General features: G+C 62.7%; 25 protein-coding genes. 13 read left to right on the top strand and 12 right to left on the bottom strand.

Going from position 1 to position 25,823, the window contains the following annotated elements:
• Positions 1-41 precede the first annotated feature (41 nt).
• Together OLX02_RS13285 and OLX02_RS13280 are read left to right on the top strand one after the other, a co-directional pair.
• Positions 42-548, top strand: coding sequence for a sigma-70 family RNA polymerase sigma factor (locus tag OLX02_RS13285; protein ID WP_264423545.1), 507 nt, complete (start codon positions 42-44; stop codon positions 546-548).
• Positions 545-1,264 (top strand): hypothetical protein, encoded by a 720-nt coding sequence (locus OLX02_RS13280; protein WP_264423543.1) that lies wholly within the window; start codon positions 545-547, stop codon positions 1,262-1,264. Before OLX02_RS13285 ends, OLX02_RS13280 begins: the two co-directional genes overlap by 4 nt.
• 148 nt (positions 1,265-1,412) lie before the next feature.
• Here OLX02_RS13280 and OLX02_RS13275 read toward each other — a convergent pair whose 3' ends face one another.
• Both OLX02_RS13275 and OLX02_RS13270 read right to left on the bottom strand, forming a co-directional pair.
• Positions 1,413-1,868: a hypothetical protein gene (locus OLX02_RS13275; protein ID WP_264423541.1), complete on the bottom strand. Its 456-nt coding sequence runs from the start codon at positions 1,866-1,868 to the stop codon at positions 1,413-1,415.
• A 654-nt stretch (positions 1,869-2,522) separates the two neighbouring features.
• On the bottom strand, positions 2,523-3,371 hold the full coding sequence (locus tag OLX02_RS13270; RefSeq protein ID WP_264423540.1) for a LysR family transcriptional regulator: 849 nt from the start codon (positions 3,369-3,371) through the stop codon (positions 2,523-2,525).
• Between the two features lie 216 nt (positions 3,372-3,587).
• On the opposite strand from OLX02_RS13270, the gene OLX02_RS13265 reads away from it, so the two are divergent.
• From OLX02_RS13265 to OLX02_RS13255, 3 genes are all read left to right on the top strand, one after another.
• Entirely contained in the window at positions 3,588-4,235 is a 648-nt protein-coding gene (locus tag OLX02_RS13265) for a retropepsin-like aspartic protease (protein ID WP_264423539.1), read from the top strand.
• A gap of 33 nt (positions 4,236-4,268) precedes the next feature.
• Positions 4,269-4,814 (top strand): PDZ domain-containing protein, encoded by a 546-nt coding sequence (locus tag OLX02_RS13260; protein WP_264423593.1) that lies wholly within the window; start codon positions 4,269-4,271, stop codon positions 4,812-4,814.
• Between the two features lie 81 nt (positions 4,815-4,895).
• The gene (locus OLX02_RS13255) at positions 4,896-5,297 is read left to right on the top strand and encodes a hypothetical protein (protein WP_264423538.1); all 402 of its coding nucleotides are present in this window, start codon (positions 4,896-4,898) and stop codon (positions 5,295-5,297) included.
• Between the two features lie 51 nt (positions 5,298-5,348).
• Here OLX02_RS13255 and OLX02_RS13250 read toward each other — a convergent pair whose 3' ends face one another.
• Positions 5,349-7,133, bottom strand: coding sequence for a chloride channel protein (locus OLX02_RS13250; RefSeq protein ID WP_264423537.1), 1,785 nt, complete (start codon positions 7,131-7,133; stop codon positions 5,349-5,351).
• A 75-nt stretch (positions 7,134-7,208) separates the two neighbouring features.
• On the opposite strand from OLX02_RS13250, the gene OLX02_RS13245 reads away from it, so the two are divergent.
• The 8 genes from OLX02_RS13245 to OLX02_RS13210 all read left to right on the top strand — a co-directional run bounded on the left by OLX02_RS13245 (position 7,209) and on the right by OLX02_RS13210 (position 14,477).
• Positions 7,209-7,619, top strand: a complete 411-nt coding sequence (locus tag OLX02_RS13245; protein ID WP_264423535.1) for a MarR family winged helix-turn-helix transcriptional regulator — start codon at positions 7,209-7,211, stop codon at positions 7,617-7,619.
• A 171-nt stretch (positions 7,620-7,790) separates the two neighbouring features.
• On the top strand, positions 7,791-8,960 hold the full coding sequence (gene metB, locus OLX02_RS13240; protein WP_264423534.1) for a cystathionine gamma-synthase: 1,170 nt from the start codon (positions 7,791-7,793) through the stop codon (positions 8,958-8,960).
• 45 nt (positions 8,961-9,005) lie between these two features.
• Positions 9,006-9,260, top strand: coding sequence for a hypothetical protein (locus OLX02_RS13235; RefSeq protein ID WP_264423532.1), 255 nt, complete (start codon positions 9,006-9,008; stop codon positions 9,258-9,260).
• Positions 9,261-9,434: 174 nt separating this feature from the next.
• On the top strand, positions 9,435-11,501 hold the full coding sequence (locus OLX02_RS13230; RefSeq protein WP_413630248.1) for an FUSC family protein: 2,067 nt from the start codon (positions 9,435-9,437) through the stop codon (positions 11,499-11,501).
• A complete protein-coding gene (locus OLX02_RS13225; protein WP_264423529.1) occupies positions 11,498-11,722 on the top strand; it encodes a DUF1656 domain-containing protein in 225 nt (74 codons plus the stop codon). Before OLX02_RS13230 ends, OLX02_RS13225 begins: the two co-directional genes overlap by 4 nt.
• A 1-nt stretch (position 11,723) precedes the next feature.
• Positions 11,724-12,623, top strand: coding sequence for an efflux RND transporter periplasmic adaptor subunit (locus tag OLX02_RS13220; RefSeq protein ID WP_264423528.1), 900 nt, complete (start codon positions 11,724-11,726; stop codon positions 12,621-12,623).
• On the top strand, positions 12,620-14,050 hold the full coding sequence (locus tag OLX02_RS13215; protein ID WP_264423527.1) for an efflux transporter outer membrane subunit: 1,431 nt from the start codon (positions 12,620-12,622) through the stop codon (positions 14,048-14,050). The genes OLX02_RS13220 and OLX02_RS13215 overlap by 4 nt, the downstream gene beginning before the upstream one ends.
• 244 nt (positions 14,051-14,294) lie before the next feature.
• A complete protein-coding gene (locus OLX02_RS13210) occupies positions 14,295-14,477 on the top strand; it encodes a DDE-type integrase/transposase/recombinase (protein ID WP_319641249.1) in 183 nt (60 codons plus the stop codon).
• Between the two features lie 673 nt (positions 14,478-15,150).
• Here the strand turns inward: OLX02_RS13210 and OLX02_RS13205 are convergent.
• Genes OLX02_RS13205 through OLX02_RS13165 form a run of 9 tightly spaced genes read right to left on the bottom strand, consistent with a single transcriptional unit; the run spans position 15,151 to position 25,674 of the window.
• Positions 15,151-15,474: a DMT family transporter gene (locus OLX02_RS13205; protein ID WP_264423525.1), complete on the bottom strand. Its 324-nt coding sequence runs from the start codon at positions 15,472-15,474 to the stop codon at positions 15,151-15,153.
• 31 nt (positions 15,475-15,505) lie between these two features.
• Positions 15,506-16,216 carry an EthD domain-containing protein gene (locus OLX02_RS13200; protein ID WP_264423524.1) on the bottom strand — a complete coding sequence of 237 codons (711 nt, stop codon included), beginning with the start codon at positions 16,214-16,216 and terminating at the stop codon, positions 15,506-15,508.
• Between the two features lie 32 nt (positions 16,217-16,248).
• Entirely contained in the window at positions 16,249-17,037 is a 789-nt protein-coding gene (locus tag OLX02_RS13195; protein ID WP_264423523.1) for an SDR family oxidoreductase, read from the bottom strand.
• A complete protein-coding gene (locus OLX02_RS13190; RefSeq protein ID WP_264423521.1) occupies positions 17,034-20,522 on the bottom strand; it encodes an indolepyruvate ferredoxin oxidoreductase family protein in 3,489 nt (1,162 codons plus the stop codon). The genes OLX02_RS13195 and OLX02_RS13190 overlap by 4 nt, the downstream gene beginning before the upstream one ends.
• Positions 20,515-21,186 carry a glutathione S-transferase family protein gene (locus tag OLX02_RS13185; protein ID WP_264423520.1) on the bottom strand — a complete coding sequence of 224 codons (672 nt, stop codon included), beginning with the start codon at positions 21,184-21,186 and terminating at the stop codon, positions 20,515-20,517. The genes OLX02_RS13190 and OLX02_RS13185 overlap by 8 nt, the downstream gene beginning before the upstream one ends.
• Positions 21,187-21,203: 17 nt before the next feature.
• A complete protein-coding gene (locus OLX02_RS13180; protein ID WP_264423519.1) occupies positions 21,204-22,583 on the bottom strand; it encodes an FAD-binding oxidoreductase in 1,380 nt (459 codons plus the stop codon).
• Positions 22,584-22,609: 26 nt separating this feature from the next.
• Positions 22,610-22,924, bottom strand: coding sequence for a Rieske (2Fe-2S) protein (locus OLX02_RS13175; RefSeq protein WP_264423517.1), 315 nt, complete (start codon positions 22,922-22,924; stop codon positions 22,610-22,612).
• A complete protein-coding gene (locus tag OLX02_RS13170; RefSeq protein ID WP_264423516.1) occupies positions 22,921-23,355 on the bottom strand; it encodes an ester cyclase in 435 nt (144 codons plus the stop codon). Before OLX02_RS13170 ends, OLX02_RS13175 begins: the two co-directional genes overlap by 4 nt.
• Positions 23,356-23,385: 30 nt before the next feature.
• Positions 23,386-25,674: a TonB-dependent receptor gene (locus tag OLX02_RS13165; protein WP_264423514.1), complete on the bottom strand. Its 2,289-nt coding sequence runs from the start codon at positions 25,672-25,674 to the stop codon at positions 23,386-23,388.
• Positions 25,675-25,823 lie beyond the last annotated feature (149 nt).

The raw sequence follows: 25,823 nt of genomic DNA, 5'->3' as shown, positions 1-25,823 counted from the left end.
GTGTCACCCCAGACGTTTCTTCCACAGAGGAAGATCGAAACTTGTCCGATACCCAGCGCGAGATCGTACTGCTGCTGCCACGCCTGCGACGCATGGCGTGGGCGTTGGCGCGCGATGGAGCGGATGGCGACGACCTGCTGCAGCGCACGGTGGAACGGACGCTGGAGCGTGCCGGCGAACGCAAGGCCGGCATCCGGCTGGACTTATGGATGTTCCGCGTGATGAAGAACCTGTGGATCGATGAGATGCGAACGCGAAATCGCTGGAAGCGGCTGGTCGAACCGCTGCCCGATCACGATGTCATCGGCGACGAAGGCGTGCTTGCCGATGGGATCGCCGACGTGGTCGAGCTGGCGCGGATCCGGACATTGGTCGAGGAATTGCCTGAAGAGCAGCGGCTCGCGGTGAAGCTGGTGCTGCTAGGAGGGCACTCCTATACTGAAGCAGCCGACATCCTCGAGGTTCCCGAAGGCACGCTGACGAGCCGTCTCGCCCGCGGACGGGCCGCCTTGCTGCAACGCTATCAGGTCGGGAGGACAAGGCATTGACAGACATTTCCGACATCGATGTGATCGCCTATGTCGACGGCTGCCTGAACGATCAGGCGCGCCCCGCATTCGAAGCGCGCCTGCGCGACGATCCTGCCTTGGCTGAAAGGGTGGAAGCGCACCGCTGGATGACGCGGCAGATCGTGTCTGCGTACGGTCCGCCGCCCGGCGATGCGGTCGATTCCGGCCTGATCGCTCGACTGGGGCTTGCTGGAAACACCGTAGTCGCGTTCACCGGGCAAGGCGGTCGCCCGCGTCGGCACGTGTTCGCTGCCGTCATGTCGGGTGTTATCGCCGCCAGCCTTGCCTTGGGCCTGTTCGTTGGGCGATGGCTGGAAAGGGCTCCCGCACCATGGCTTCAGGGCGGACCGCAGGCGCAGGTCCTGGCCGATGGCGCCCTTGCGGAAAGCTTGTCGGGTAACCTCACCGGGCAAGCCGGCCCGGTCCGCATCGGTATGTCGTTTCGGACAAGGCAGGGACTTTGCCGGACCTTCAGCACCGGCACCGGTCTGAGTGGGATTGGCTGTCGGCAAGGTGAGCGCTGGGTGGTTCCGGTCGTAGTCACTGGCGCGGCTTCGACCAGCACGGGCGATTATCGGCTCGCGGCCGGCGATGTCGCACCGGCGGTCATGGCCGAGGTCGACCGCCGCATCATCGGTGACCCGTTTGATGCATCAGCGGAAAAAGCTTCGGTAGAGAAGGGCTGGAAAAACTGACCCGATTTGATCGGCTTGGACCGTCTGGAAGTTTCCGCGCACGGCAGGCCCATGGTTCGACCAGGCCAAGCTCCCAATGGAATGCCCGGTTCATGGCGCTTACCGGGCGATGATATGAAACATCTGCGCGTCACTCTGGACACGATCCTCAGAGCCCGCCCTGTTTGGTTGGTGGACCGCGGTCATGAAGCGGCCGGGCTCCGATCGCATTGAGTGCCGCGTGGACCTGGGCCAATGTTACGGGCAATTCCCCAGGCATGTTTTCTTCCTGGGCGACTTCCTGCTCGCGTACGTCGTATTCCCATCTTCGAAGGATTTCGATTTTCCTGTCGTCCGGGATGCCCGTCAGGGCGATCACGTCCTGCGGTTCGGAAAAAACCATGGAGGGATCGAGAAGGGCGGCCTGCAATTCCTGTGCAGTCAAGGTTTTGCGCGTCATCATGTGGTCCTGAACGGTGGGAGGGATGGTCAACCTCGCGGTGGCATATGTCGCGGCCCCAATGACCAACGCCGCGGTGATGATCAGCCACCCTTCATTCAGAACACCTGCCCGGAACAGGCTGTAGAGCGCCCAGGCGCCAATCGCGTTCATGGCGGTGAGCATCGCGCCCCAAGTTGACCAAGGGCTACCCCGGAAGGAGAGGCGCGGCCGACCAGTTATCATCCCGCATATTTCGCAAAAGAACATTGCCGGTGCGACAGTCCGAACGTGAGTGAGGCGAAGGAAACCTTGGTCCGCAGGCCCCTTCCGGCAATTTCCGCCGTCGAGGACAAGGTTGCGGCGAAGGGAACTGACATTTTCGCGCTCATCGTTTGCGGGTTGCTGTTGGCCCGTTGCTTGTGCGCCGTGGTTCCCGGGGTAGGCACCAGATTGTCACGATGTGAAATCTGGCCTGGGATCCTGCCCGGGAACCGCGACGCTGCAGTGCGAGGGGCACTGCAATCGGGTGGAGCCGTTACACAGCCTTGGCAGCGCAAGAGCCAGGATGTTCTGTACGCGTCTATTTCACTTGGAATTCGTGATAATTTTCCGAATGGCAAATGAAATAATTTGCTGAATATTTGTGCGGTAATATTTTAAATATTATATTTATGCTTAAGTTTTTAGGGTGACAGCCCGGCGTGCGGCTGTTGTGATTGATTTATACTGCTTGTTTATGCGTTATAGAAATAAATAGTTTTGCATATTGCCAGCAAAATATTTGTGGTTTGAATCGCGCTCCGCGCGCGTATCTCCGCATTGACTCAAGGGGGCGTTTCACGAGGTGATCGCCGCCGCTGCGCGCAACCCAGTGCGAATTCGCGCCATGACACCTTCGTCAGCCTTGGCGGAATGCACGGCATATGCGGAATATGAAAACTCGGGGCTATCCGGCACCAGGGCGAGCCTGCCGTCCTCCAGATACGAGCGCACGAAACCTTTGCGGAAATAGCCTGTGCCGCCAGTGGCGAGGATGTAATCGAGTGCAAGGGGGCCATAGCTGATGGCAACGACGGAATTGGGCTGATCCGGAAATGCTGCCTGATAACTTGCGGCAAAATCTTCGCCCCAGTCGATCCGTACGTGATCTTCGGGGCCTAATGCGCGATCGGATGTCGGGGTGCGCACCAGCACAAGTTTCTCTTCGAAGAGCAACTCGGCGATGACGCCTGGACGGCGGGGCGCGCCATACAGCACCGCGACGTCAAGCGACCCATCCTGTACCTGCTCCATCAGGCTTTCTGCGCTGGCGATCTGTGCGTTGACGGCAAACTCGGGGCATTCGCGTCGCATCCACAGCAGCCAGTGGCGCAGCAGGGGGCTCCATAGACTGAGTTCCGCGCCGATTGTCACGACGCTCTCCCGGCCAGGTGGCAATGCCACAGACCGGCGTGCACGCTCCCAGACCTGGACCAACGTTGTCGCAAATCGGAGGAACTGCTCGCCAGCCGGGGTCAACTTCGCGCCGGATTTGTTGCGAATGAAGACCGGGCGATCGAGCTGGTCCTCAAGGACGCGGATCCGCGCGCTGACCGCAGTCTGCGTGAGATTGAGATTGGCGGCGGCGTTTACGAAGGTGCCCGTCTTGACCACCTCGAGAAAGGTGCGCGCGATGCCGATGTCCATGGTGCAATCTCTTTGTGTTTAATCTGCAATTGCATTCATTTGCGTGATGTCAATAGCAGTGGGAACGAGGGGCGGGCAAGCAAGGAAGAAATCATGAAATATGGGGGCGCGCTGCAGGGGGCGGCATCGTTGTGGTTTGGTTGGCGAAAGCACCACCAGTTTCCGTTCACGCGCGCGTGCTGACCTTTTGCCGGAGCGCAATACCGGCACCCCAACATGAAGAAAGCCGTCAGCATGATCAAGAAAACGGCTTGGCCGTCCCTCTCGCGTAGGCAGGGCATCACTTCGATCGGATTGTTCGGCACCGCTCTGATTTCGATGCGTGCTGCGTTTGCCGTTTCATCTTCCGGCCAGGCCAAGGCGGACGATGCAGCGTGGACAACGCTCCATCTTGCTCAGGCGCGCGTCATCCAAATTCCTGTCACCGTGAACGGGCGGACCGTGCCGGCCATGATCGATAGTGGGACCTCACGCAGCGTCATTGGCGAGGCACTAGCCTCTGACCTCGGCCTTGCCTCGACGGGCGCGACGTCGGTCACGTCATTTACCCGCAATGTGTCGGGCTCGTCTTACCGGGTCGACAAGTTGGAACTTGATGGTCTGAGCCTGCGCGACGTTGAACTGGAAAGTTACGAAATTGCCCAGATTGAAAGTCTGGCGCGCCACGAAATCCCCCTTCTTTTGGGACGGGATATTCTGGGCCGGATTGACGTCCAGGTTGATTTCGTCCGGGACAGGGTGCGATGTCTGCCGTTCCAAGGGGCGCGCGCCTTGTCCAGTCACCGGACCTTGCCTCTTGTCGGTCGTGGTCCAGGCTTTCCATCGATACCGCTACTTCTGGAAGGACGGCCGGCGCAACCCTGACTGCTCGACCTGGGGAGCGACGTGCCTGTGACGATGGCGGCCGACTATGCCAGAAGTCAGGGCTTTCTCGATCATCGCAAGGTTTCCACAGCCATGATGTTCGGGCTGGAAGGGCCGCTGCTGAATGCAACGTTCAGTCTGAAATCTCTGTCCTTGAGCGGATTTACGCTCCGCCAGATTCCTGTGCAAGTTATCGAGGACTGGAAACTGGCAGAGCCGGTATCGATCGGGTGGTCGCTGCTGAGCGCATTCGACGTCTTGTTGAGTCTGGGCAGCAGGAGCGTGCAGTTGAAAGCCGATCGAGACGCCCTTGCTGCCGATTTCCCAAAAGACAGGCTGGGTTTGTTCGGCCAGCGGCAATCCGATCGCCTGATTGTCTTCCACGTGGCTCCCGGAAGCCCGGGGTGGGCGGCGGGTTTGCGGGACAATGATGTTGTGACCAGTATCGATGGGCATCCCATCACTGCATCGTATCCGGATCCTGCGAAGAGGATCGGATTTCAGCCCGCCGGGACGCATGTAAGCCTCGGTATATCTGGCGGTCGGTATCTAAATATTGCTCTTAACTATTACTTTTAGTGCGCAATGTATCCTAGTGAAAATTCAAATTATACGACTGTATAGTTCAATTTTTAATATCCAAATGTCTGGAGCATAGTCTTGAGGAAGATCTTCCTGTGGGCAACCCGAGTGTTCAGCCTGACCTTCCTCGCGTGCGTCGGACAAGCCGGGCATGCGGGCAATTTGATCGAACATTCACTCAGCTTCGAAGACGTTGAGGGCAGGTTCGCCAACAACGGGCGTATGGCGGAGGCTGAAACGGCCTTGCAGGCTGCAGTTCCGATCGGAAGCTCGGCCGCCCAGGCCAGGGTAACGCTCGAAAAAGCCGGCGCACGCTGCGCCCCACAATGGCATCGCCCGCAAGACGTGCTCTGCGTCTACAGGCAGCGCACGACGGTGGACGATTACTATCAGGCCGACATCGTCTGGACCGCCGCGCTGCATGTCGGTGGGGCGAGGGTTCTGACCCTGCTGCTGGACCGGGAAGTTGACAAGCATTGAACGTTGATAGTGAAGCTTGAATGGGTTGCTGAGCGCCCGTTCGCGTTGCTTTCATGCATCTGAGGCGCTGATGTCCTGCCGGACAAACCGCGTTCGCCCGGTTTCGGACTGGCGATGGGCGCTGCGGGCCTTCAGCAAGTCTTGCCGGGATAGCATGCCCACGACGCGGCGTGTGTCGGGCTCTATGATCGGAATTCGGCCGATGCCGGAGTCGACCATGAGATCGGCAACGATCCCTATGGGTGTCTCGGGGTAGGCAACCGGCAGCGAGGCATCTGACAAGGTTTCGGCCAGACTGGCGTTGTCTGCCATCTCGCCAACCTGCCAGCGCAGCGCATCTGTTCGCGAGACAAGGCCGAGCAGGGCGCCATCGTCGGCGACGACAGGGTAGCTGCGATGCGCCGCACCGCCCGCAAAGAATGCCATGGCTTCCGTGATCGACATTGTGCCGGGCAGCGTCGCGGGCGCGTGCGTCATAAGTTGGCTTGCCTGCATCAGGTCCAAGGGATCGACGCTGTATTCCTGCAGGATATGCCGGCCTCTCCGCGCAATCTTCTCGGTCAGGATCGACCGGCGCATCAGCAGTACGCTCACCGCATAGGCCGAAGCGGCAGCCGTCATCGCAAGTGGCAAGGCGTCGAAGTGGCCTGTCAATTCAACCGCGAACAACGCGCCGGTGAGGGGCGCCCGCATTGCGCCGCTCATGATGCCGGCCATGCCGATCATCGCCCAAAAGCCGGGGCCGCCGGGCAGAAAATATCCGGCCAGGCATCCGGCTGCACCTCCAAGGATCAGCAAGGGCGCAAGCACGCCTCCGGATGTGCCCGAGCCTAGTGCGACCAGCCATACCACCGCCTTGATCATGAGCAGCGCAAGCATGGCGCGCAGGGTAAGTGAACCGTCCAGCAGGGCCTGGATGCTTTGATAGCCTGCGCCCAGAACATGGGCATCGATCAGGCCGCCGATGCCAACGACCACCGCGCCGATCGCCGGCCACCACATCCAATGGACGGGCAGCCGATGGAAGACATCCTCCACCCGATAAAGCGATGTCGACAGCAGCGTAGCTTGGAGCCCGACGATCAGGCCGACACCCGCAGCTGCGGCAATTGGCGGGAGCCCGGCGGGCGTCAACGCTTCGAACGGGAACATGGCGCCACCTCCGATCATCCATGGCCGCCATGCAAAGGCAACGATCACACTGACCACCACCGGCACGAAGCTTCGCGGCTTCCACTCGAACAGAAGCACTTCGATAGCGAGCAGGATGGCCGCCATGGGCGTGCCAAAGATTGCGGTCATCCCGGCAGCGGCGCCTGCCACCAGCAACGTTTTCCGTTCGGCAGCGCTGAGATGGAAGCATTGGGCAAACAGTGACCCGATCGCGCCGCCGGTCATGATGATCGGTCCTTCCGCGCCAAAGGGACCACCGCTTCCTATGGAAATGGCCGACGAAAGCGGTTTGAGCAGCGCCACCTTGAGCGACAGCCGGCTTTCGCCGAACAGGATCGTTTCGATAGCCTCGGGAATGCCATGGCCGCGGATCTTGTCCGACCCATAGCGCGCCATCAGCCCGACTATCATGCTGCCGATAATCGGGATGACCACAACCCATGCACCTACGGCCGTTTGCGTGATCTGTACGGGCTGTAGCGAAAGTCGGCCGAACCAGAACAGGTTGGTCGCAAGCCCGATCAAGTGAATGAGCAACCACGCTCCGATGGCCCCGCCAGTGCCGACCAGCATGGCCATCGCTGCCAGCATGATCATCCGGTTGTCCACGCTGTGATCGGCGAGGTGGTGCTTTTCTGGTACGCCGACTGCCTGAAATGTCATGGAACGCCCTTTGCCGGTTTAGCAAACGGCATTTATATCGCAATGCGATATAAATCAACGGAGAGATTGCCCAACATGAAACCCGCTGCAGACCTGACGGATGAGGATTATGTCGCGCTGTCCGATTTCCGCCATGCGCTCCGCCGTTTTCAGGCATTCAGCGAGGCTCGGGCAGTGGACGTCGGCCTGACGCCGCAGCAGCATCAGGCCTTGCTGGCGATCCGGGGAGCATCGGAACCCGAGGTCACGGTCGGCTATCTGGCAGACCGGCTGATTCTGAAGCAGCATAGTGCCACCGGGCTGGTTGACCGTCTCGAGGCGCTCCAGTTGGTATCCCGGCACGAAGGGGTCCCCGATCGCCGCAGGTCTGTTTTGCGTCTCACCGACAAGGCTGAGGCGCTGTTGGCCAGCCTGTCTGCAACCCATCGCGAGGAAATCGGTCGTCTCAAGCCCCTGCTGATCGAGATGCTTGCTCGACTTGGCTAGCCGACGCTCTGTCTGCCTCGGCCGTGAGTTCAAGAAAGTTGCTGGAAACCGGCATTAAAAGTCATTTGTCTTGTGTCCCGATGCCCCGCACAGACCGGCATGATCCGCGGTTGTCGGACGCTTCTGCACCGAATTCACGCATGGGCGCCGCCGTTTAGGGAAGCCGGTTCCTTGGCCGAGAAGTCTTTCAAATCCGAGCTTGCGTGCGAGACGATCGCTGCCACGCACGGCGTTGCGAGCGATACGGCCTTCGGGGCGGTGGTGCCGCCGCTGTACTTGTCGAGCACCTTCACATTCGAAGCTTTTGACCAGCCTCGGACGTATGACTACGGCCGTTCGGGCAATCCTGGCCGCGACATGCTCGCCGAAGCGCTGGCCAAGCTGGAGGGCGGGGCGGGGGCGGTTGTCACTTCCAGCGGCATGGCGGCGTTGGATCTCCTGCTTGGCCTGCTTGGTCCCGACGATCTCGTGCTCGCGCCGCATGACTGTTATGGCGGCACCTATCGCTTGTTGATGGCGCGGGCGGGACGTCGCCAGTTCCGTGTGGCTTTTGTTGATCAGTCCGATGGCCCCGCCTTGGCGACTGCCCTGGCTGACGAGCCGTCGCTGGTGTTGGTTGAAACGCCCAGCAATCCACTGATGCGGGTCGTCGATATCGCTGCCATTTCTGCTCTGGCCAAGGCTGCTGGGGCGCTTGTGGCGGTAGACAACACCTTTCTTTCGCCAGCTCTCCAGCGGCCGCTGCTGCTGGGTGCCGACTATGTATTCCATTCCACGACCAAATACCTGAACGGCCACTCCGATGTGATTGGCGGAGCCATCATTGCGACCCATCCCGCGCGGGTGAACGTCCTGCGCAGGTGGTCCAACGTGGTTGGCACGATCGGAGCGCCTTTCGATGCCTGGCTTACCTTGCGGGGCTTGCGCACCCTGTTCCCGCGGGTCGAGCGGCAGCAACAAAATGCGATGGCCATCGCCGAGCACCTGGAACGCCATACGGCTGTTTTGCGCGTACATTATCCGGGCCTGTCGTCTCATCCCGGCCATGAGGTAGCCCACCGCCAGCAGCGCGGCTTTGGCGCCATGCTCAGTTTCGAACTGGCTGGTGGAGTTCCGGCCGTGCAGCGGTTCCTCGCGAACGTGCGCATGTTCACGCTGGCGGAATCCCTGGGCGGCGTGGAGAGCCTTGTGTCGCACCCTGCAACAATGACCCATGCCGACATGGGGGAAGAAGCTCGCCGGGTCGCAGGAATTGATAACGGGTTGCTGCGCCTTTCGGTTGGTCTTGAGAATCAGGACGATCTCATCGCGGGCCTTGAACGGGGTCTGGCTGCATGTTGAAGGGCCGCGCATCAAGACGCGGCTGCTTACGCTAGAGGGGCGGCCATGGTTGTCACCGTCATATTCGTCGATCTGTTGGGCCTGGCCTTGATTGTGCTGGGCACCACTCTGGCATTTCGGCAGAATGCCGTTCTGGGCTGGTGGGCGATCCGGCGGCAACGGCGCGATCCGCGAGGCCGGACCGCACCGCCAGGAGACGGCTCGCCCGCGCAATATGCGCTCAGGATTGCCGGGGTCATGCTGCTCGCCTTCGGACTGGCGATTTCGCTTCTTTTCACCTTGTTCTATCTGGCGACCTAGCGGGCGGCGGAGCTGCGAAGGGGATGTCGCAAATTATTTGCGCTCTACCAGCAATATTTTGAACTTCGGCGGTTGGCCGCCTTGAGGCAATAGGCCCGCGTCCGGGGGCGAGATTCTTCCATCGCTGGCCGGCTTTCCCCGGCGGCTTTTCCAACGGCGCGATTGCAACTTTTCATGCCAGCACCACGTCACGCGCGCACATTGCTGCCATACATCGCGATTGATCCGCAGAAGCTGCTCTTTTCCTGCAGCAGTTTCATCGCCGCTGCGATCACCCTTGCAATTGCGTTTTCGGCGAGCCTGCCACGTCCATGGTGGGCGCTCCTGACGGTCTACGTCACTGCGCAACCAATGGCGGGGGCGTTCCGGCCGAAGATATTCTATCGGATCGGAGGCATCGTGACTGGCGCTGCGGTGACCATCGCGCTGGTGCCCAACCTTCAGAATTCTCCTGAGATTCTGGTTCTGTGCCTCGCTGCATGGACGGGGTTTTGCATCTACCTCGCGGTACTCGATCGAACGCCACGAGCCTTTCTGTTCCAGATGGCAGCCTTCAGTTCCGCCGTGATCAGCTTTCCGTACCTGGACGATCCCGGAAACATTTTCACCACGACCATTTCGCGCGTCGAAGAAATGATAGTGGCCATCGTGTGCGTCTCGATCGCACATGCGTTGCTGCAGCCCTGGAGCGCCACACCCGTCATACGGGCGAAGGCGGAAGCGTTTCTGGCCCATGCCTCAAGGTGGACTGCAGAGGCACTGTCCAGCAGGCACGCTGCGCTGGAATATGAGCATCGTCGCACCCTTGCCGCCGATGTGACCGAGCTCGGCATGATCGCGATCCATTTGCCGTTCGACCAGAGCGGGGCGGCGGCCACGCGGCGGCATGTCCAGCATTTGCAGAAACGTCTGGCGCCCGTGCTGTCGCTGGCGTCTGCTGCGGCGAACCGGCTTGATTTGCTGCGCGGGCTGGGGCCGCTGGATCCCGCGCTGGAGCTGCTGGTCGGCGATGTCATCGCCTGGCTGGCCGGTCCAGTCGATCTACCGGCCGATGCCGAGCACCATCTTGTCGATCGTTGCCGTGCATTGGCGCGGCACCACGAACCGGCCGCCGACTGGCCGGCGCTGCTCACCATCAGCGTCTGCGAGCGGATGGCTGAATTTATCGAAGCCCATCATGCAAGTCGCCAACTTGTGCGCAGGATCGGCGTCCGGCCCGAAGTCGAAGACCTCATCGACCGGCAGACGAAGCACGAACGTCACCCTCTGGCGCGAGATCACGGTGTCGCGGCCTTGGCGGGCCTCGCCACGGCAACCGCCATAACGCTGTACTGCGCGGTGTGGATTCTGCTCGCGTGGCCGAACGGATCTGCCACGGCCGCATTCGCCGCGTTGATCACCTGTTCCTTTGCCGTCCAGGACGATCCCGCGCCTGTCATCGGTCGTTACCTGGGCGCAACGCTGGTGACGTTCCCGCTCGCCGCGCTCTATCTGTTCGTCATTCTGCCCCGCGTCGATGGGTATGGCATGCTGGTTGTCACGCTCGCGCCAGCCTTGCTGTGGATGGGCTATATTCAGGCAGACCCGGCCCGGTCTGCGCGCGCCTTGCCCATGTTTTCGTGCTTCATCGTCGGCATGGGCTTCGTTGCTCGTTTTCAGGCAGACTTCGCGCTCTTCATCAACACCGGTCTGGCTCAAGTCGGCGGGATTGTTTCCGCACTTGCGGTCACCAAGCTGTTTCGCTCCGTCAGCGTGCTTTGGACGGCCCATCGGATCGTTCGCGCCAACTGGCTCGATGTCGAGAATTTGGCCAATATCCGGCGGCCGTTCGAGCCGGAACGTTGGACGGGGCAGGCCGTCGACCGGCTGGGCCAGATTGCCGCTCGCATGGCCGTCGCGCCGGCAGGCCATGCTCTGCACGCTGCGGATGGCCTTGCGGACCTGCGTGTCGGGCGGAATATCATCCCGATAAGACGGGCGCTGGTTGCAGTGCCGCACGATATCCGGCGCGAGCTAGGGTCTGTGCTGTCCGATGTATCGGGCCTGTTTCGCAAGCGACACCTTGCGGGCACGGCGATCTCTCCGCCCGCGTCCCTGCTGCAGTCCATCGATGCTGCCATCGACAGGATGCTGGCAGTCGCCCAGCCGCAGCCGCGCCACCAGGCGCTGCTGGCGCTGGTCGGGATGCGATGCAACCTCTTTCCGACAGCGCCGCCATTCAGCCGGCTGGGGGAGCCATGATCGAAGAACTACATCTTTTCGGCATCTACATGCCGGCGGCGCTCGTATGGGCGAGCATTGCCGGGTTGCTGGCATACTGGCTGCGCAATCTGCTGCAGCACATCCCGCACTATGAACTTCTCTGGCACCCCGGCGTGCTGGAACTGGCCTTGTTCGCATTGCTCTGGTGGGGATTGACGCTCCTTGCCGACAATTTCCTCCCGCGCGCGTGGGTGTCCTGACATGATACGTCGCCATGAAATACTGCGCACGTGCATCACCGCGGTGGTCATCGGCATCGTACTCGCGGCTATTTACGCGTTATGGCTGCGCTATCAGGTGGAACCCCTGACCCGCGACGGAAAGGTCCGTGCGGACCTTGTACCGATTGCTGCCGACGTCAGCGGCCTCATCACCGAAGTGCGCATCCACGATGACGAAGTCGTTCGCAAGGGCCAGATCCTGCTGGTCATCGACCGTCCGCGTTATCGGCTTGCGCTGGACCAGGCGGAGGCCAATCTCGCGACGCAGCGGGTCGTTCTCGCTCAGGCGATGCGCGAGGATCGCCGCAACCAGGCGATGCCAGAACTTCTCGCGGCCGAAGTGATCGAACAGGGCCATGCGCGGGTGGAAAGCCTGCGCACCGCGCTTGGCCAGGCCGTGGCGGCGCGTGATCTGGCGCGCCTCAATCTGGAGCGGACCTATGTTCGCGCGCCAGTCGATGGCACCGTGTCGAACATGACGCTGCAACCAGGCATCTATCTCAATGCCGGTAAGCCGGCGGTGGCCCTGGTCTATGATCATTCGCTGCGGGTTGAGGGATATTTCGAGGAGACCAAACTGCCCGCCGTCCATGTCGGGGATCCCGCGAGCGTCTACCTGATGGGCGTTGCCGACGAGATTCGCGGCCATGTCGAGAGCATCGCCGCCGGCGTGGAAGATCGTGAGCGGGGGGGCGGGGATGCTCAATTGGCCAATGTGAACCCTTCGTTCACCTGGGTACGGCTTGCGCAGCGTATCCCGGTGCGGATCGCGATCGACTACCTGCCTCCGAACGCCCGGTTGATCCCCGGTCAGACGGCAACAGTCGTCATCCATGACCGCCCTGGAAACAAACCGGTTCACCGGAGCCTTCCGTGGTGAAAATCCTTACCCTGCCGGCGGTCTTCGCATTGGTGGCGCTTTCGGCCTGCGCTGCGGTGGGGCCCAACTATCATGTTCCGGAGCGGGCCATCGTCAATGCGCCGGCCGCGCGCGGGCCGTTCCTGTCCGGAGCGCAAGTCACTACCGGCGATGAAATGCCGGACCAGTGGTGGAAATTGTTCGATGATCCGGTTCTGACGGGGCTGATCGAGCGGGCCTTGGCGTCGAACACCGATCTGCGGATCGCCGAGGCGAACCTCCAGCGAAGCAGTGCTATGCTTGCCGAAGCGGAGGCGACGCGGCAGGCCAGCCCGGCTGTCGATCTGGAGACGAGTTGGGCACAGCCATCGGCAGAGGCCGCAATGCAGCACATCCAGCCCCCTGAGCATCAGATATACAACGCCGGACTGTCGATCAGTTACGACCTCGACCTGTTCGGCAGCATCCGGCGCGGCATAGAGGCTGCGACTGCGGACGAAGAAGCGGCCGTGGCCGCGCGTGATCTGGTGCGCGTAAACGTCGCCGCCCAGACTGCCCAAGCCTATTCGGATGTTTGCAACGCCGGCCATGAAATCGTCGAGCTGCACCGACTGATCGGCCTTCTCGGGGAAAACCTTCGGCTCACCCGGGTCATGGTCGCGCATGGCCGCGCGCCGACCTTCGAGCGCGAACGCCAAGAAGGGGGGCTGGCAAACGTCCGCTCGCGCCTGCCGCAGATGGAAGCGGCACAACGCAACGCGGTGTTTCGTATCACCACGCTGACAGGCCGTCCTCCGGCGGAATTCGACCAGGCCCTGCTGGGGTGCCGGACACCTCTTGTCTTGCACCAGGCATTGCCGGTGGGCGACGGGCGAGCGCTGCTCAAGCGCCGGCCCGATGTTCGTGCCGCGGAGCGCCGGCTGGCGGCGGCGACGGCCCGCATCGGAGTGGCGACCGCGGCGCTTTATCCGGACATCAAGTTCGGCGCGTCCTTGGGGTCAACCGGTGCAACGGCCGACTTGCTGTCGCCGCTGACGAACCGGTTCGGGCTTGGGCCGATGATCAGCTGGAATCTTCATCGTACTGCAGTGCGCGCACGCATCAGTGGTGCCGAAGCCCAGACGCGCGCCAGTCTTGCCGCATTCGACGGCACGGTGCTGAGCGCGTTGCGCGAGGTGGAAACCGCCCTGAACACTTATGCTGCCGATCTTGGGCGGGAGGCTGACCTGCGGTTTGCGCGCGACGATGCGGCAAGAGTCGCAGAGCGCACCGCATCGCTTAGACGCGGCGGAAAGCTTGGTGGGCTCGCCGCGCTGGATGCACAGCGCAGCCTGATTGTCGCCGAGCAGGCGGTTACTGCAATCCAGACCGATATCAATCGAGACCAAATTGCCTTGTTCCTGGCTCTTGGAGGTGGATGGCACCTATCGCCAGCGAGGCCGGAATGAGGCGGATTTCCCCATTGGGCTGACCGGCGTTGTCAAAGCAATTGCACCTCTGGCAACCGGGTAGAGGGAAGGCGCGCGCTCGGTTTTCCGCCGAGCCGGCGGAACGTGGAGGATCTGCTGTTCGAGCGCGGTATCGACCTGTGTCACCGACGGTGCGGCTGTGGTGGAACCGGTGCGGGCCGATGTTCGCGGCCGACATCCGGCGCCAGCGGGCGAGCCGGGCACGCGGTTCTCGGTACCAGAAATGGCACCTCGACGAGGTGTACGGAAGATCAACGGCGAGATGCATTACCGCTGGCGCGCTGTGGATCAGGAAGGCGAGATCCTCGGGTCCTCCGACACCAAAAAGCGCGACAAGACTGCAGCCTTGCAGTTCATGCGCGAGGCTTTGAAGCGCCACGGGCGGTCATCGTGCCCGATGGGCTGAAATCCTATCCTGCCGCGATGTGGGAGCTGGGTAACGAAGCTCGCCGCGGAGGTCGGCCGGCACGCGAATAACCGGGCCGAGAACTCGCATCTGCCATTTCGACGAAGGAAGCGCGCGATGGCCGCCAGCAGCGGAGAATCGAAATTGGTACGGTTGGCGTTCCCTGCGATTGCGTCTCCTTGTGAGCTGCGCGCACAGTTCAGGTCGGTGCTGTCCATCCGGGTTGGTTGACGCACTGCATGTTGACGCTGCCTGGTTAGTGCAGTGTCTGTCCGTAAATGCGCGGTTTCGCGCCAACTCTTCCCCCACGCACAGACATATATCCATCAGGCCGTGTCAAAGGGATTGCACCACTGGCGATGGAGTAGGGCGAAGGATAGGATCCGGCGATGGGCCGCCCTCGTAAACCAGCCAATCCGTTCCGGTATTTTCACTCGTCGCCCAAGGTGATCTTCCTCGCGGTGATGATGTAAATCGCGCTCCATGTGCGTGGGCCGACTGGTACGCCTTCATGCCCGTCAGTGACACGGCTTCAGTAATAAGGTTGGGTCCTCCCGGTGCCAAAGGCGCTGCACCTTCTGACTGCAGCGTCAGGCAAATTGTGGCATGGGGAGGCATGGCTCTCAATCAGCTGCTGGGGTCAGGAGGCGCTCTGCGCCTACCACGTCTAGCGCTATCGTGTGACCGGCAGACGCAGCACCAATATCCCGGCCATCACCAGAAGCAGGCCGCCCAGCTGCTGAATTGAAAGAGGCTGCCGGAAGTTCAGCCAGCCGATCAGCGAGAGGGCTGCGATACCAGCGCCGGACCAGATGGCATAGGCTATGCCCAACGGGATCGTACGCAGTGCCAACGCCAGGCACGAGAAGGCTGCCAGGTAGCCGATGACAGTCAGAGCGAGCATCGACGGCCGCGAGAAATCGTTGTTCGCATTGAGCGTGGTGGTAGCCAGCACTTCCGCTGCGATCGCGAACCCGAGCCAGATCCAGCCATTCATGGATGGTAACGCGGTGCAGTGAAGAAGCCTGTCATGGACAGGGAAATAGCAATTGTTCGATTTCAGGGCTCAGTTGGTTGATCGCTCCTGCCTCCTCGATGGTCTGCACCGCGGGAAGTCCGCGCAAGCCGATGGCTGTCGGACGTCCGCCTTCCACCATGGCGAAGCGCCCTTGGGAACGGCACAACAGGTATCCACCAGGCAAGGCCGCCAGCCGCGCGGCAGCCGAGGTGGCTGTGGCGGAACTGCCCCACGCGGCGTGGATCAGGGCGCTAAAGCCGGCGGGGACGCCCGCATCGTCAAAGCGTGCGGTGTTCCACAGCGCCGGGTCGCCCCGCGTCAGATCAAAAATTGCGAGGTGATCGGCCTGACCTGCGAGCGCGTCCAGTACGGGGCGTGCATCCTGCCCACCTTGAACGATGACGAAAAGATGCTCCGACACTGGACTGCTGGCAATTCCGTTGCCCGTGATCTGTCGGGGGCCTTCAGGCAAGCTGTAGAGAAACACTCGCTCGAACAGGTTCTGCTCGTCGGCATGGATGTGTGGGGTCAGCGGCCCGGCGGCAAGTGCGTTGCGGTCATCTTCGCTGGCGAAAGTGACGAGAGCGATTCCGTCGATACCTGGGCCACTCGTGGTCAGTGGTTCGACGTGATATTGTGTATAGCTTTCGAAGCCATGCACTCGCGCGGCCATTACTCCGTGCACGTCCCGCCAATAACGGCGGAACAGATCCGTCGGCATGCCGGTCTTCCGGACCAGAAGGGCTACCGTGCTTACGCCGACCATAGTCCGCCCTCCAACGGGATTGTTGCGCCGGAGCAGTAGGCGCCCGCGCGTGATGCCAGAAAGATTACGGAGCCGGCCACGTCCTCTGGTGCTCCGAGACGATGTGCTGGAATGGATTCGATCACCTGTTCGCGCAGACCCGGCGCAGCGGTGAAAAAGCCATCGGTCATGTCGCTGGGGAAGAAGCCCGGGGCGATGGCGTTGACGGCGATCCCTTCACGGGTGAGGTCGGAGGCAAGCATCCGCGTCAGGTGCTGCAGCCCGGCCTTTGCCGCACCATAGGCATAAGCATTGCTGGACTTCGCCCAGAGGGCGGCGATCGAGCCGATGTTGATGACGCGTGCAGGATCTCCCTGTGCCGCTGCGGCGCGCAATTGCGGCAGAAGCGACTGGACGAGAAAGAAGGGGGCGCGCAGGTTCACCGCGAGCCCGCGATCCCAGTCCGCCACGGTGGCGTCCTCGATCGAAGAGGCGCTGAACACCCCTGCATTGTTGACGAGGACGTGCAGCTTGGGTGCTATACGCGCGATCGCGGCAGCGGCTTGCTCCACCCCCGCAGCATCTGCGAGATCAGCCGCGATGAAGTGGCATTTCCCTTCATTGGCCATTTCGGCCGCGAAAGCCTCGCCGGTCGGGCCGGGGCGCGCCACGACCAGCACTTCCGCTCCTGCACGCACCAGACCGCGACTGATCATGGCACCGACCCCTCGCGCACCGCCGGTGACAACGGCCGTCTTGCCTGAAAGTGAGAACAGGTCTTCGAGTATCGTGCTCATGCGGTCACCTTTGCCGTAAGGGCTGACGTGGCGGGGCGTGCTTGCCCGGCATTGTTGAAGCGAGCGAGCGATTTCTCGCGCTGCGCGATGACGCGCTCCACCGCCGCTTCCTTGACGTGGCCATAGCCGCGGATCTGAGCGGGCAGGCCCGCGATTTCGACGGCCACGGCAAGGTTGGCCGGCGTCAGCCGCGCCGCCAGATGAGTCATTTGGGCTTCGTAGTCCTCGATCAGCTGGCGTTCCATGCGCCGCTCGGCCGTGTAGCCGAAGATGTCGAACGCGGTGCCGCGCAGGCCTTTCATCCGTGCGAGCACTGCAAACAGCGGCTCGATCCAGGCGCCAAACTCGCGCTTGCGCAGATGGCCGGTGGCGGGATCGCGCCGGGATAGCAATGGCGGCGCGAGATTGTAGCGCACCTTGGCGCCGTCATCGAAAGCGGCCCGCAGCTGCGCCTTGAATGCAGGGTCGGCGTGAAGACGGGCGACTTCGTATTCGTCCTTGTAGGCCATAAGCTTGGCAAAATTGCGGGCGACCGCACGGGCAAGGCTCTGGCTTCCCGGCACCGCCCGTTCTTCGGCTGCGGCGACCCGTTCCACCAGCGCGCGGTAGCGCGCGGCGTAGTCGGAATTCTGATAGGCGGTGAGCAACGCGGTGCGATGCGCGACGATCTCGGCCACATCCTCCAGCGGTTGAAAGGCCGGAGCGGGCTTGAGGTCGCCCATGGCCTGCTCGACCCGAGCGGGATCGATGGCCTGGAGGCGGCCGAAGGCAAAGGCGCGCTTGTTGAACGGAATGGCCACTCCGTTGATTTCGATGGCGCGTTCGATCGCCTGCGGCCTGACCGGCAGAAGTCCCAACTGCGACGCGTAGCCGAGCATGAACAGGTTTGCCGCGATCGAGTCTCCCAGCAACGCAAGGCCCAGACCTGTTGCGTCCACCTGATGGACATCCTTGCTGGCTCTCGCGATCCGCTTCAGCAACAGTCCCGGATCGACGGTGAGATCCGGATTGCGCTGGAAGGCGGGCGTGGGCGTGACCCGCGCGTTGACGACGGCTTGCGTGCGCGCTGCGTCGAAGGTGACGCCCGGCTCCTTGGCCAGTGCGGCGACCGCGTCGAAGGCCAGCGCGAGGTCGGCATCGCCAAGGCCGAGCTTCTGTGCGCCCAGATCGTTTACCGAAGGCGCGATCCGTACGTGGCTGAACACCGCGCCGTTCTTCTGGCTGAGGCCGGTCATGTCGAAGATTGAGCAGGCCTTGCCTTCAAGGTGTGCGGCCATGCCCAGCAGCGCCCCGACGGTGACCACGCCCGTGCCTCCGATCCCCGAGACCATGATGGCATACTCGCCGTCCGCCGAAGCCAGTGCAGGCTCGGGAAGATCGGCGAACAGCTCGGACGATACGCTGGCGACCTCCGGCTTGCGCGGTTCGGCATCCAGCACGGTCACGAAGCTGGGGCAGAAGCCCTTTACGCAGCTATAATCCTTGTTGCAGTTCGACTGGTCGATCTGGCGCTTGCGCCCCAACTCGGTTTCAAGCGGCCAGACGCTGACGCAGTTGGACTGGGCCGAACAATCGCCGCAGCCTTCGCAGACGGCAGGATTGATGAACATTCTCTTGGCCGGATCGGGGAAGCGGCCGCGTTTGCGGCGGCGGCGCTTCTCGGCGGCGCAAGTCTGCTCGTAGATCAGCACCGTGGTGCCCTTCATCTCGCGCAATTCGCGCTGGACCGTGTCGAGATCGTCGCGGTGGTGCACGGTGGTGCCGGCAGCCAGTCCGCTGTCCGAACCGTAAAGATCGGGGCGGTCGGTCACGACCACGCAGCGCTTGGCCCCCTCGGCCATGACTTGCCGCGAAATGTCCCCGACCGAAAGCGGGCCATCGACGGGCTGGCCGCCGGTCATGGCCACGGCATCGTTGAAGAGGATCTTGAACGTGATGTTCACCCCAGCCGCGACAGCCCCGCGCACCGCGAGCAGGCCGGAATGGTAGTAGGTGCCATCCCCCATGTTCTGGAAGATGTGCGGCATGTCGCTGAAGTGGGCCTGGCTGTACCAGTGCGCTCCTTCGCCGCCCATCTGCGCGTTGGGCAGCATGGCGGGGCCTGAAAACATGGCCATCGCATGACAGCCGATGCCACCGGCCGCGATGCTCCCGTCGGGAAAGCGGGTGCCGGTGTTGTGCGGGCAGCCCGAGCAGAAGTAGGGCGAACGGACGGCGCTGTCCGTGGAGTTTGCGCCGCTGATGCCCGAGCGCGCGGCGATCAGGTTTGTCCGTTCGGCGAGCGCCGTTGTCGCGATGCCCAGCCGCTCCATGCGCGCGGCGATGACCCGCGCAAGTTCGATCGCTTCCAACTGAACGTCGGCCGGTATCAGCGGAATACCGTTTTCGTCGTGCTTGCCGACAATGCGCGGAACGTTCGGGCGGCCATAGAGGATGGACTTGGCCTGGTTCTCGGTCAGCCCGTCCTTTTCCTCGATGAACAGGAGCTCGTCCTGCCCGGCGGCGAATTCGGCCAGTCCTTCCGGCTCGACCGGATAGACGCAGCCGAGCTTGTATAGCGAAACGCCGTGGGTCGCCGCATGAATGCCGTCCAGCCCCAGCATCGCCAGCGCCTGGCGGGTATCGTCCACGGCCTTGCCGCACGCGACGATGCCGAGCTTGCGCCGGGGCGCATCGATCAGGATGCGGTCAATGCGGTTCGCGCGGACGAAGCGCGCCACCAGCGGCCAGCGAAACCGCTTGGCGACGATTTCGGACTGGGAGCGATCAAGGTGGGTGGGGAAGTTGTGGAATCCGTTGGGCGGAGCCTCGCCGCGATCGGGGCAGACCGGCGCGTCGCCGGTCTCGTCGATCGAGACGGTCATCGTCTGTTCGAGCACTTCGTTGCACAGCTTGAAGCCGGTCCAAAGACCGGTGTAGCGCGACATCGCCCAACCCAGCAGGCCCAGGTCGATCACGTCCTGCGTGTTGGCAGGGGCAAGGATCGGCATCCCGGCATGCACCAGCGCCATCTCGCTACTGTGCGCGACCGTGGAGGACTTGCCGCTGTGATCGTCCCCGGCGACGATCAGAACGCCCCCGTGCTGGGCGGAACCGGCCGTGTTGCCGTGCTTGAACGGATCGCCCGAGCGGTCCACGCCAGGACCCTTGCCATACCAGATGGCGAACACGCCGTCGCGATTGGCGCCGGGCGTCGAGTCCAGCATCTGCGTGCCCCATACCGCCGTGGCGGCGAGGTCTTCGTTGACGCCCGGCTGGAACACGATGTCGTGTTCGGCCAGCAGGGTCTTGGCCCGCCACAGCTCCTGATCGTAGCTGCCGAGCGGCGATCCGCGATAGCCCGAGATGAAACCGGCCGTGTTCAGGCCTGCGGCGCGATCGCGCGCCTTCTGCATCATCGGCAGGCGAACAAGGGCCTGCGTGCCGTTCATCAGAACGGTGCCATGATCTTGGCGATACTTGTCGTCGAGCGTAACATCACGCATCGATTGGGTGCTCCAGGCGATACGGCGCGTCGCGTTCAGCGAGATACGGCGCCAGGAAAGAGAGAAAGTCGGCCATCACGGCCACGGTGGAAGGCCGCGCAGCGACGCTGGCGAACCAGTCTCGAAGCCCTGCTTCGTCCAGAATGGAACGGCCGGTGAGGAAGCCGACGACGCGTTGGGCGATGTCGAGCGTGAAGAACCCGAACACATCCGCAGCGGTCAGCTCATCGCCCAGCAGGAACGGACCCTCGCGCCTTAATCGGGATATTGCGGCCACGGCACGGTCGATCGTGGCGAGCGCGTCGGCTTGGGCCTTGGTAGCGACGCTGCCTGCCGCGAACACGCCCGGAAACAGCGCTCTGCACGGCACTTCGACATAGACTTGTGCGATGTTCACGATCTGCCGCGCGTGGGCACGGGTGCCAAGGTCGTTCGGGCGCAGGGAAACTGCTGAAAACTTGTCGTCCAGGTATTCGAGGATCGCTACCGTTTCCGCGATCCACCCATCCGGTCCTTCCAGTACCGGGATCTTCCCCAGCGCGCTGCGTTCGAGAAATTCGGGTTCCTGTGACGCGCGCGTGATGACGATGTCGTGCGGCACTGCCTTTTCGATGAGGGCAGCGCGGGCGATATTGAAATAGTTGCTGACCGGATAGCCGTGCAAACGGATGGACATGATCGTCATGCCTCCCGCTGATCGGTCAGGTCGAAGATCTTTCCGGGATTGAGGATCATGCGCGGATCCAGCAACCGCTTGATCCTGACCATCATGTCGCGTTCTATCGCAGAGCGGCTGATTGCGAGCCAGGGCTTCTTTTCCAGGCCGATCCCGTGTTCGGCGGACACCGATCCCTGCACCCGGCGCAGCGGTTCGTAGACGCACGCCTCCACCTCGGCATGCGGCGCACCGGGACCGGCGCCGATCGCGACGTGCAGGTTGCCGTCGCCCATGTGCCCCAGGAAGGCGATCCGTGCATGCGGCCAGCGGCCCAGCAACCGCGCTCGCACCTCGGTCATGTAGTCGGCCATGTCGCCCACGGGCAGGCTGACATCGAAGGCGAGGAACGGCTGGAAATCACGGACAATGTGTTCCAGATCCTCGCGGATGGCCCAGATCGCATCGCGTTCGCGCACAGACGACGCGATCACCGCATCATCGCACAGCTCGCGTGCCAGCGCATCGCCCAGAGCGTTCTCGAACACTGCGGCGTCGGTGCCTTCGGCTTCGATCAGCGCGTAGAAGGCGCTGCCATGGGCGAGGGGAGGGCGATGCCGCCCGTCGCCGGTGTTGACCTCGTAGAAATCGCTGTCGATCAGCTCGAACGCACTGAGCCGTCCGCCTAGCGCCTTGTCGACGTGCCGGAGAAGTCCGGCCAGTTGCTCGACGCTTTCGGCGCTCACCAGCGCGGTGCTATTGTCCGCAGGCAATTCCCGCAGCCGCAGGACCAGCTTCGTGATGACGCCGAGCGTGCCTTCGCTGCCGATGAACAACTGCTTCAGATCATAGCCGGTGTTGTTCTTGATCATGCGGTTGAGTGAGGACACGACCTGCCCGTCCGGCAGCACGGCTTCCAGCCCCAGCACCTGTTCGCGCATCATGCCATAGCGGATCACGCGCAGGCCGCCCGCGTTGGTCGCGGCGTTCCCGCCAAGCTGGCACGAACCGCGCCCGCCAAGATCGAGCGCGAACGCAAGCCCATGCTCGGCCACAGCATCCTGCAACGTGGCCAGCACCACGCCGGCCTGGACCGTGGCGGTGCGGTTGACGGGATCGATCTGCTCGATCGTGTTCATGCGCTCGAGCGAAAGGGCAATCTCGCCTGCCCGGGTCTGGGTGGCGCGCACCCAGCCGGACATGCCGCCTTGCACCACGACGGGCTGGCCGACCGCGTTGCACTGCGCGAGGATGCGCGAGACTTCTTCGGTCGACCGCGGACGAACGATCGCGCTGGCCTCGATCCGGTCCATGAAATAGCCCGGATAGCGCGCAGCCACGTCGTCGCCCAAGATAACGCCGGACTCGCCGACGATCCCGATCAGATCGTCGATGATACCGGGCACCGGCAGTCGTGATGCAAGGCTTTCATTCACAGCGTCACCAGAATGTCGTCGCCGTCGATGCGGACGGGATAGCGCTTGAGGACGAGGGTATCGTCTTCCTGCGATTGGCCGGTGTTGAGGTCGAAGCTCCAGCCGTGCCACGGACACGTAAGGATGGCGCCTTCCACTTCACCTTCGTGCAGGGGCCCTTCGGCGTGGGGGCATTGCCCCTGCGTGGCGATGACCCGTCCCTGACACATGAACACGGCCACGTCCGTGCCGCCCACTTCGGCGAGGATCGGTTCACCGGCGGTTACCGCCTGCAGCGAGGCGACGCGGAATTCGTTGGCTCCCTCGCTCACGCCGCAGTTCCTTCCAGGGCAGGCAGGATACCCAGTTGCTGCATCACGGGGATCGCGTCCCAGATGCTGCGTTCGAGGATGATCTTGCCGTTCTCGTCCCAGCCCATCACCGTGACGCCGCGCGTCTTGGTGACCTTGCCGGCAGCCGGAACACCGAGGAAATCGCCGCTGTGCAGCGTTTCCCAGGTCCACTGGAACGAGCCGAGACGATTGTCGCCGACATAATCGAACACGTCGAAGTCATTGTAGCCCTGGCTGCGGTCCGCGATAACGAAGTTCTCGAAGAAACCTCGCAGTGCCGTCAGGTCCTTGTCGATGGTCAACCCGAAGTTGACGTCTTCGAAATGGATCTCGGGCGAATAGAGCGTCATCAGTTCGTCGGTCTTGTTGGCGAACAGGTTGATCCAGTATTGTGCCCAGTCGCGATTCATGGGTGTTCTCCTCTTCCAGCAGTGGGGCCGTCAGAAACGATAGCGGCCCTCAACCCCGATGTAGCGCGGCAGCGCGCGCGAGGTCAGCGCAAACACGCCCAGCAGCGGCAGCACCGAACGATTGTACTGCTTGTTCAGCAGGTTGTTCGAAAACACCGAGAGATCCCACCGGTCGCCGCCGCGAAGCGACAGGCGCGCATCGACGAGGTCGACCGGGCTGCGGCGCGTGCCGGGCGTATTGGCCACATCCCACCAGATCGAACCGAGCCGGGTGTAGGTGACGCGCGGAACCAGCGTCAGATTGCCGCCAAGCCCGATGTCCTGCGTAATGCCCAGATTGAGGTTGTACTTGTTGGTGTTGGGCGAACGGTTGCCGACAAAGGCCGGGTTCGCCGCGAAAGCCTTCACCTTGCCGTCGGTATAGCCATAGCCGCCGAATAGCTTGGGACCGCCGTTCGGAATCTGCAGCGTGAAGTCGAATTCGAACCCGCGCAGCTTGACCTTGTCGATGCCAGTCGTGGTCTGGAGACCCGCTGACGGGAAGAACTCGAACTGCTGGGCGTTCTTGACGTCCGTGGTGAATACCGCGGCGTTGAAGGAAAGCGCGCGGTCGAACAGGCGCAGCTTGGTGCCGATTTCCCACGAGGTGGAAGTTTCGGCATCGAAACGGTCCTGGACGAACACCTGCGCACCGGGAGGCGCCACCGCGAGCAGCAGGCTGCGGCTGCCGATGGGGTTGAAGCCGCCCGACTTGAAGCCCTTGCCGTAGCTGGCATAGATGCTTCCCAGCCCGTCAAGATCCTGCGAAAGGCTCACCTTCGGCTCGAACTGGCGGAACGTTTTCGACAGCTGGCAGTCGGCCTGCGTGAAGCCGGGGTTGGCAACGATGCACAGGTTGTAGTTGCGGCCCGTGGCCGGATTGATCGCATCGGGCGCCAGTTCCTGCACCCGGCGGCGTTCTATGTCATAGCGGCCGGCGGCGCTCAGGTGCGTGGTGGGGGTGATGTCGAACTGGAAGCTGGCGAAGGGCGCGAAGCTCTCGGTCCGGTACTTTTCCTTGGCGTAGGAAAGCGTGGCGCCGATGTTCGGATCACCGGGCAGGTCAATGCCGGCGGTATCTGGCACCACACCGACCAGATCCTGGTTCAACTCGCTGATCTGGCCGCGGCGGAAGCTCAGGAAATAGGCGCCGACCTGCCAGCGGAAGCGCTGGTCGCTGCGCGACGTGAGGCGCAGTTCCTGCGAGAAGTTCCTGTCGTGATAGGTATATCCCTGAACGGTGTCGCCCACGCCGGAATCGGGCAGGTAGGGCGGAGAATCGCCGCCGAAGAACTGGTCGAGCTTGTCGTAGGCGGTAACCGAGGTCAGCTTGGCGAAGCCGAAGTCGTATTCCATCATCAGCGAGACATCGACCATGCTCTCGGTAAGCTTGCCCGGCACGTTGGTGACGAAGGGCAGGTCGGTGCGGTCGGCATCCAACTCGGTCACCGGGTGGCCGCCGATGGGCAGGCCAACGAACTGCGATTGCAGCGCGGTCGAGCCGCCGGTGGTGCGGTGCCCGCTGACCTTGAGGTCCATCGTGAAGGCGTCGGTCGGCTGGAACAGCAGGCGGGCCTGGCCCAGCGTGGTGGTGAGGCGATAGGACTTTTCGCCAGTGGTGATGTTGGTGAACGGGCCATCGGTGTCGCGCGTCGAAGCAGCCACGCTGAAGCCGAGCGTGTCGGTCAGCGGACCGCTGACATAGCCCTGAAACCGCGAGGAGTTCCACGACCCATAGCCGGCGAGGACGTCGCCCTCGAGGGTCTTGCCCGGCTTGCGAGTCGTGACCACGATCGCGCCAGCGGCGGCGTTGCGCCCGTAGATGGCGCTTTGCGGACCCTTTAGCACTTCGATCTGCTCGATTGCGAACAGGTCCTGGTTGAACTGCTTGAGACTGGACAACTGGACGCCGTCGATCACCACGGCGACGTTCGGATCCGAATTGCGAACCGAAGTCTGGCCGCGGATGTTGGTAAAGGAATCGCCGGTCCCTTCATCGATGAAGGTGACGTTGGGCGTGCTGATCAGGTAGTCCTGCGGGCGGATGATACCCGCCGCCTCGATCGACTTCATCGTCAGCACGGTGACCTGGATCGGCACCTTTACGAGCGATTCGTTGCGCTTCGTGGCGGTAACGACGATATCGCCGGTCGAGGCGTTGTCCGATTGCTGCGCGCTGGCGTCAGCGGCGCTGGCATAGGCCGGCGCGGCCAGGGCGGCGGCTGCCACGGCGATCACCGAGACGAGCGACCTCGTATTCGGGCGAGAAGCGCGATTCATAAATCCCCTCCATGTCGACCACACCTGCCGTGTGGTTCTTTCTGAGCCTGTTTTGGCAGGTTCGGAGGGGAGATGTAGGGCGACCCGTGCCAGCTTCGGGCCAATCGTGCCAAAGGTGTTTATCTAGCCACCCGCTGCCGTTGACTCTC

Origin of the sequence: Novosphingobium sp. KCTC 2891, from assembly GCF_025938155.1 — a bacterium.
Taxonomy (GTDB): domain Bacteria; phylum Pseudomonadota; class Alphaproteobacteria; order Sphingomonadales; family Sphingomonadaceae; genus Novosphingobium.
Note: the sequence above shows the minus strand (reverse complement) of the source record. Positions and strands in the feature narration are given on the sequence as shown.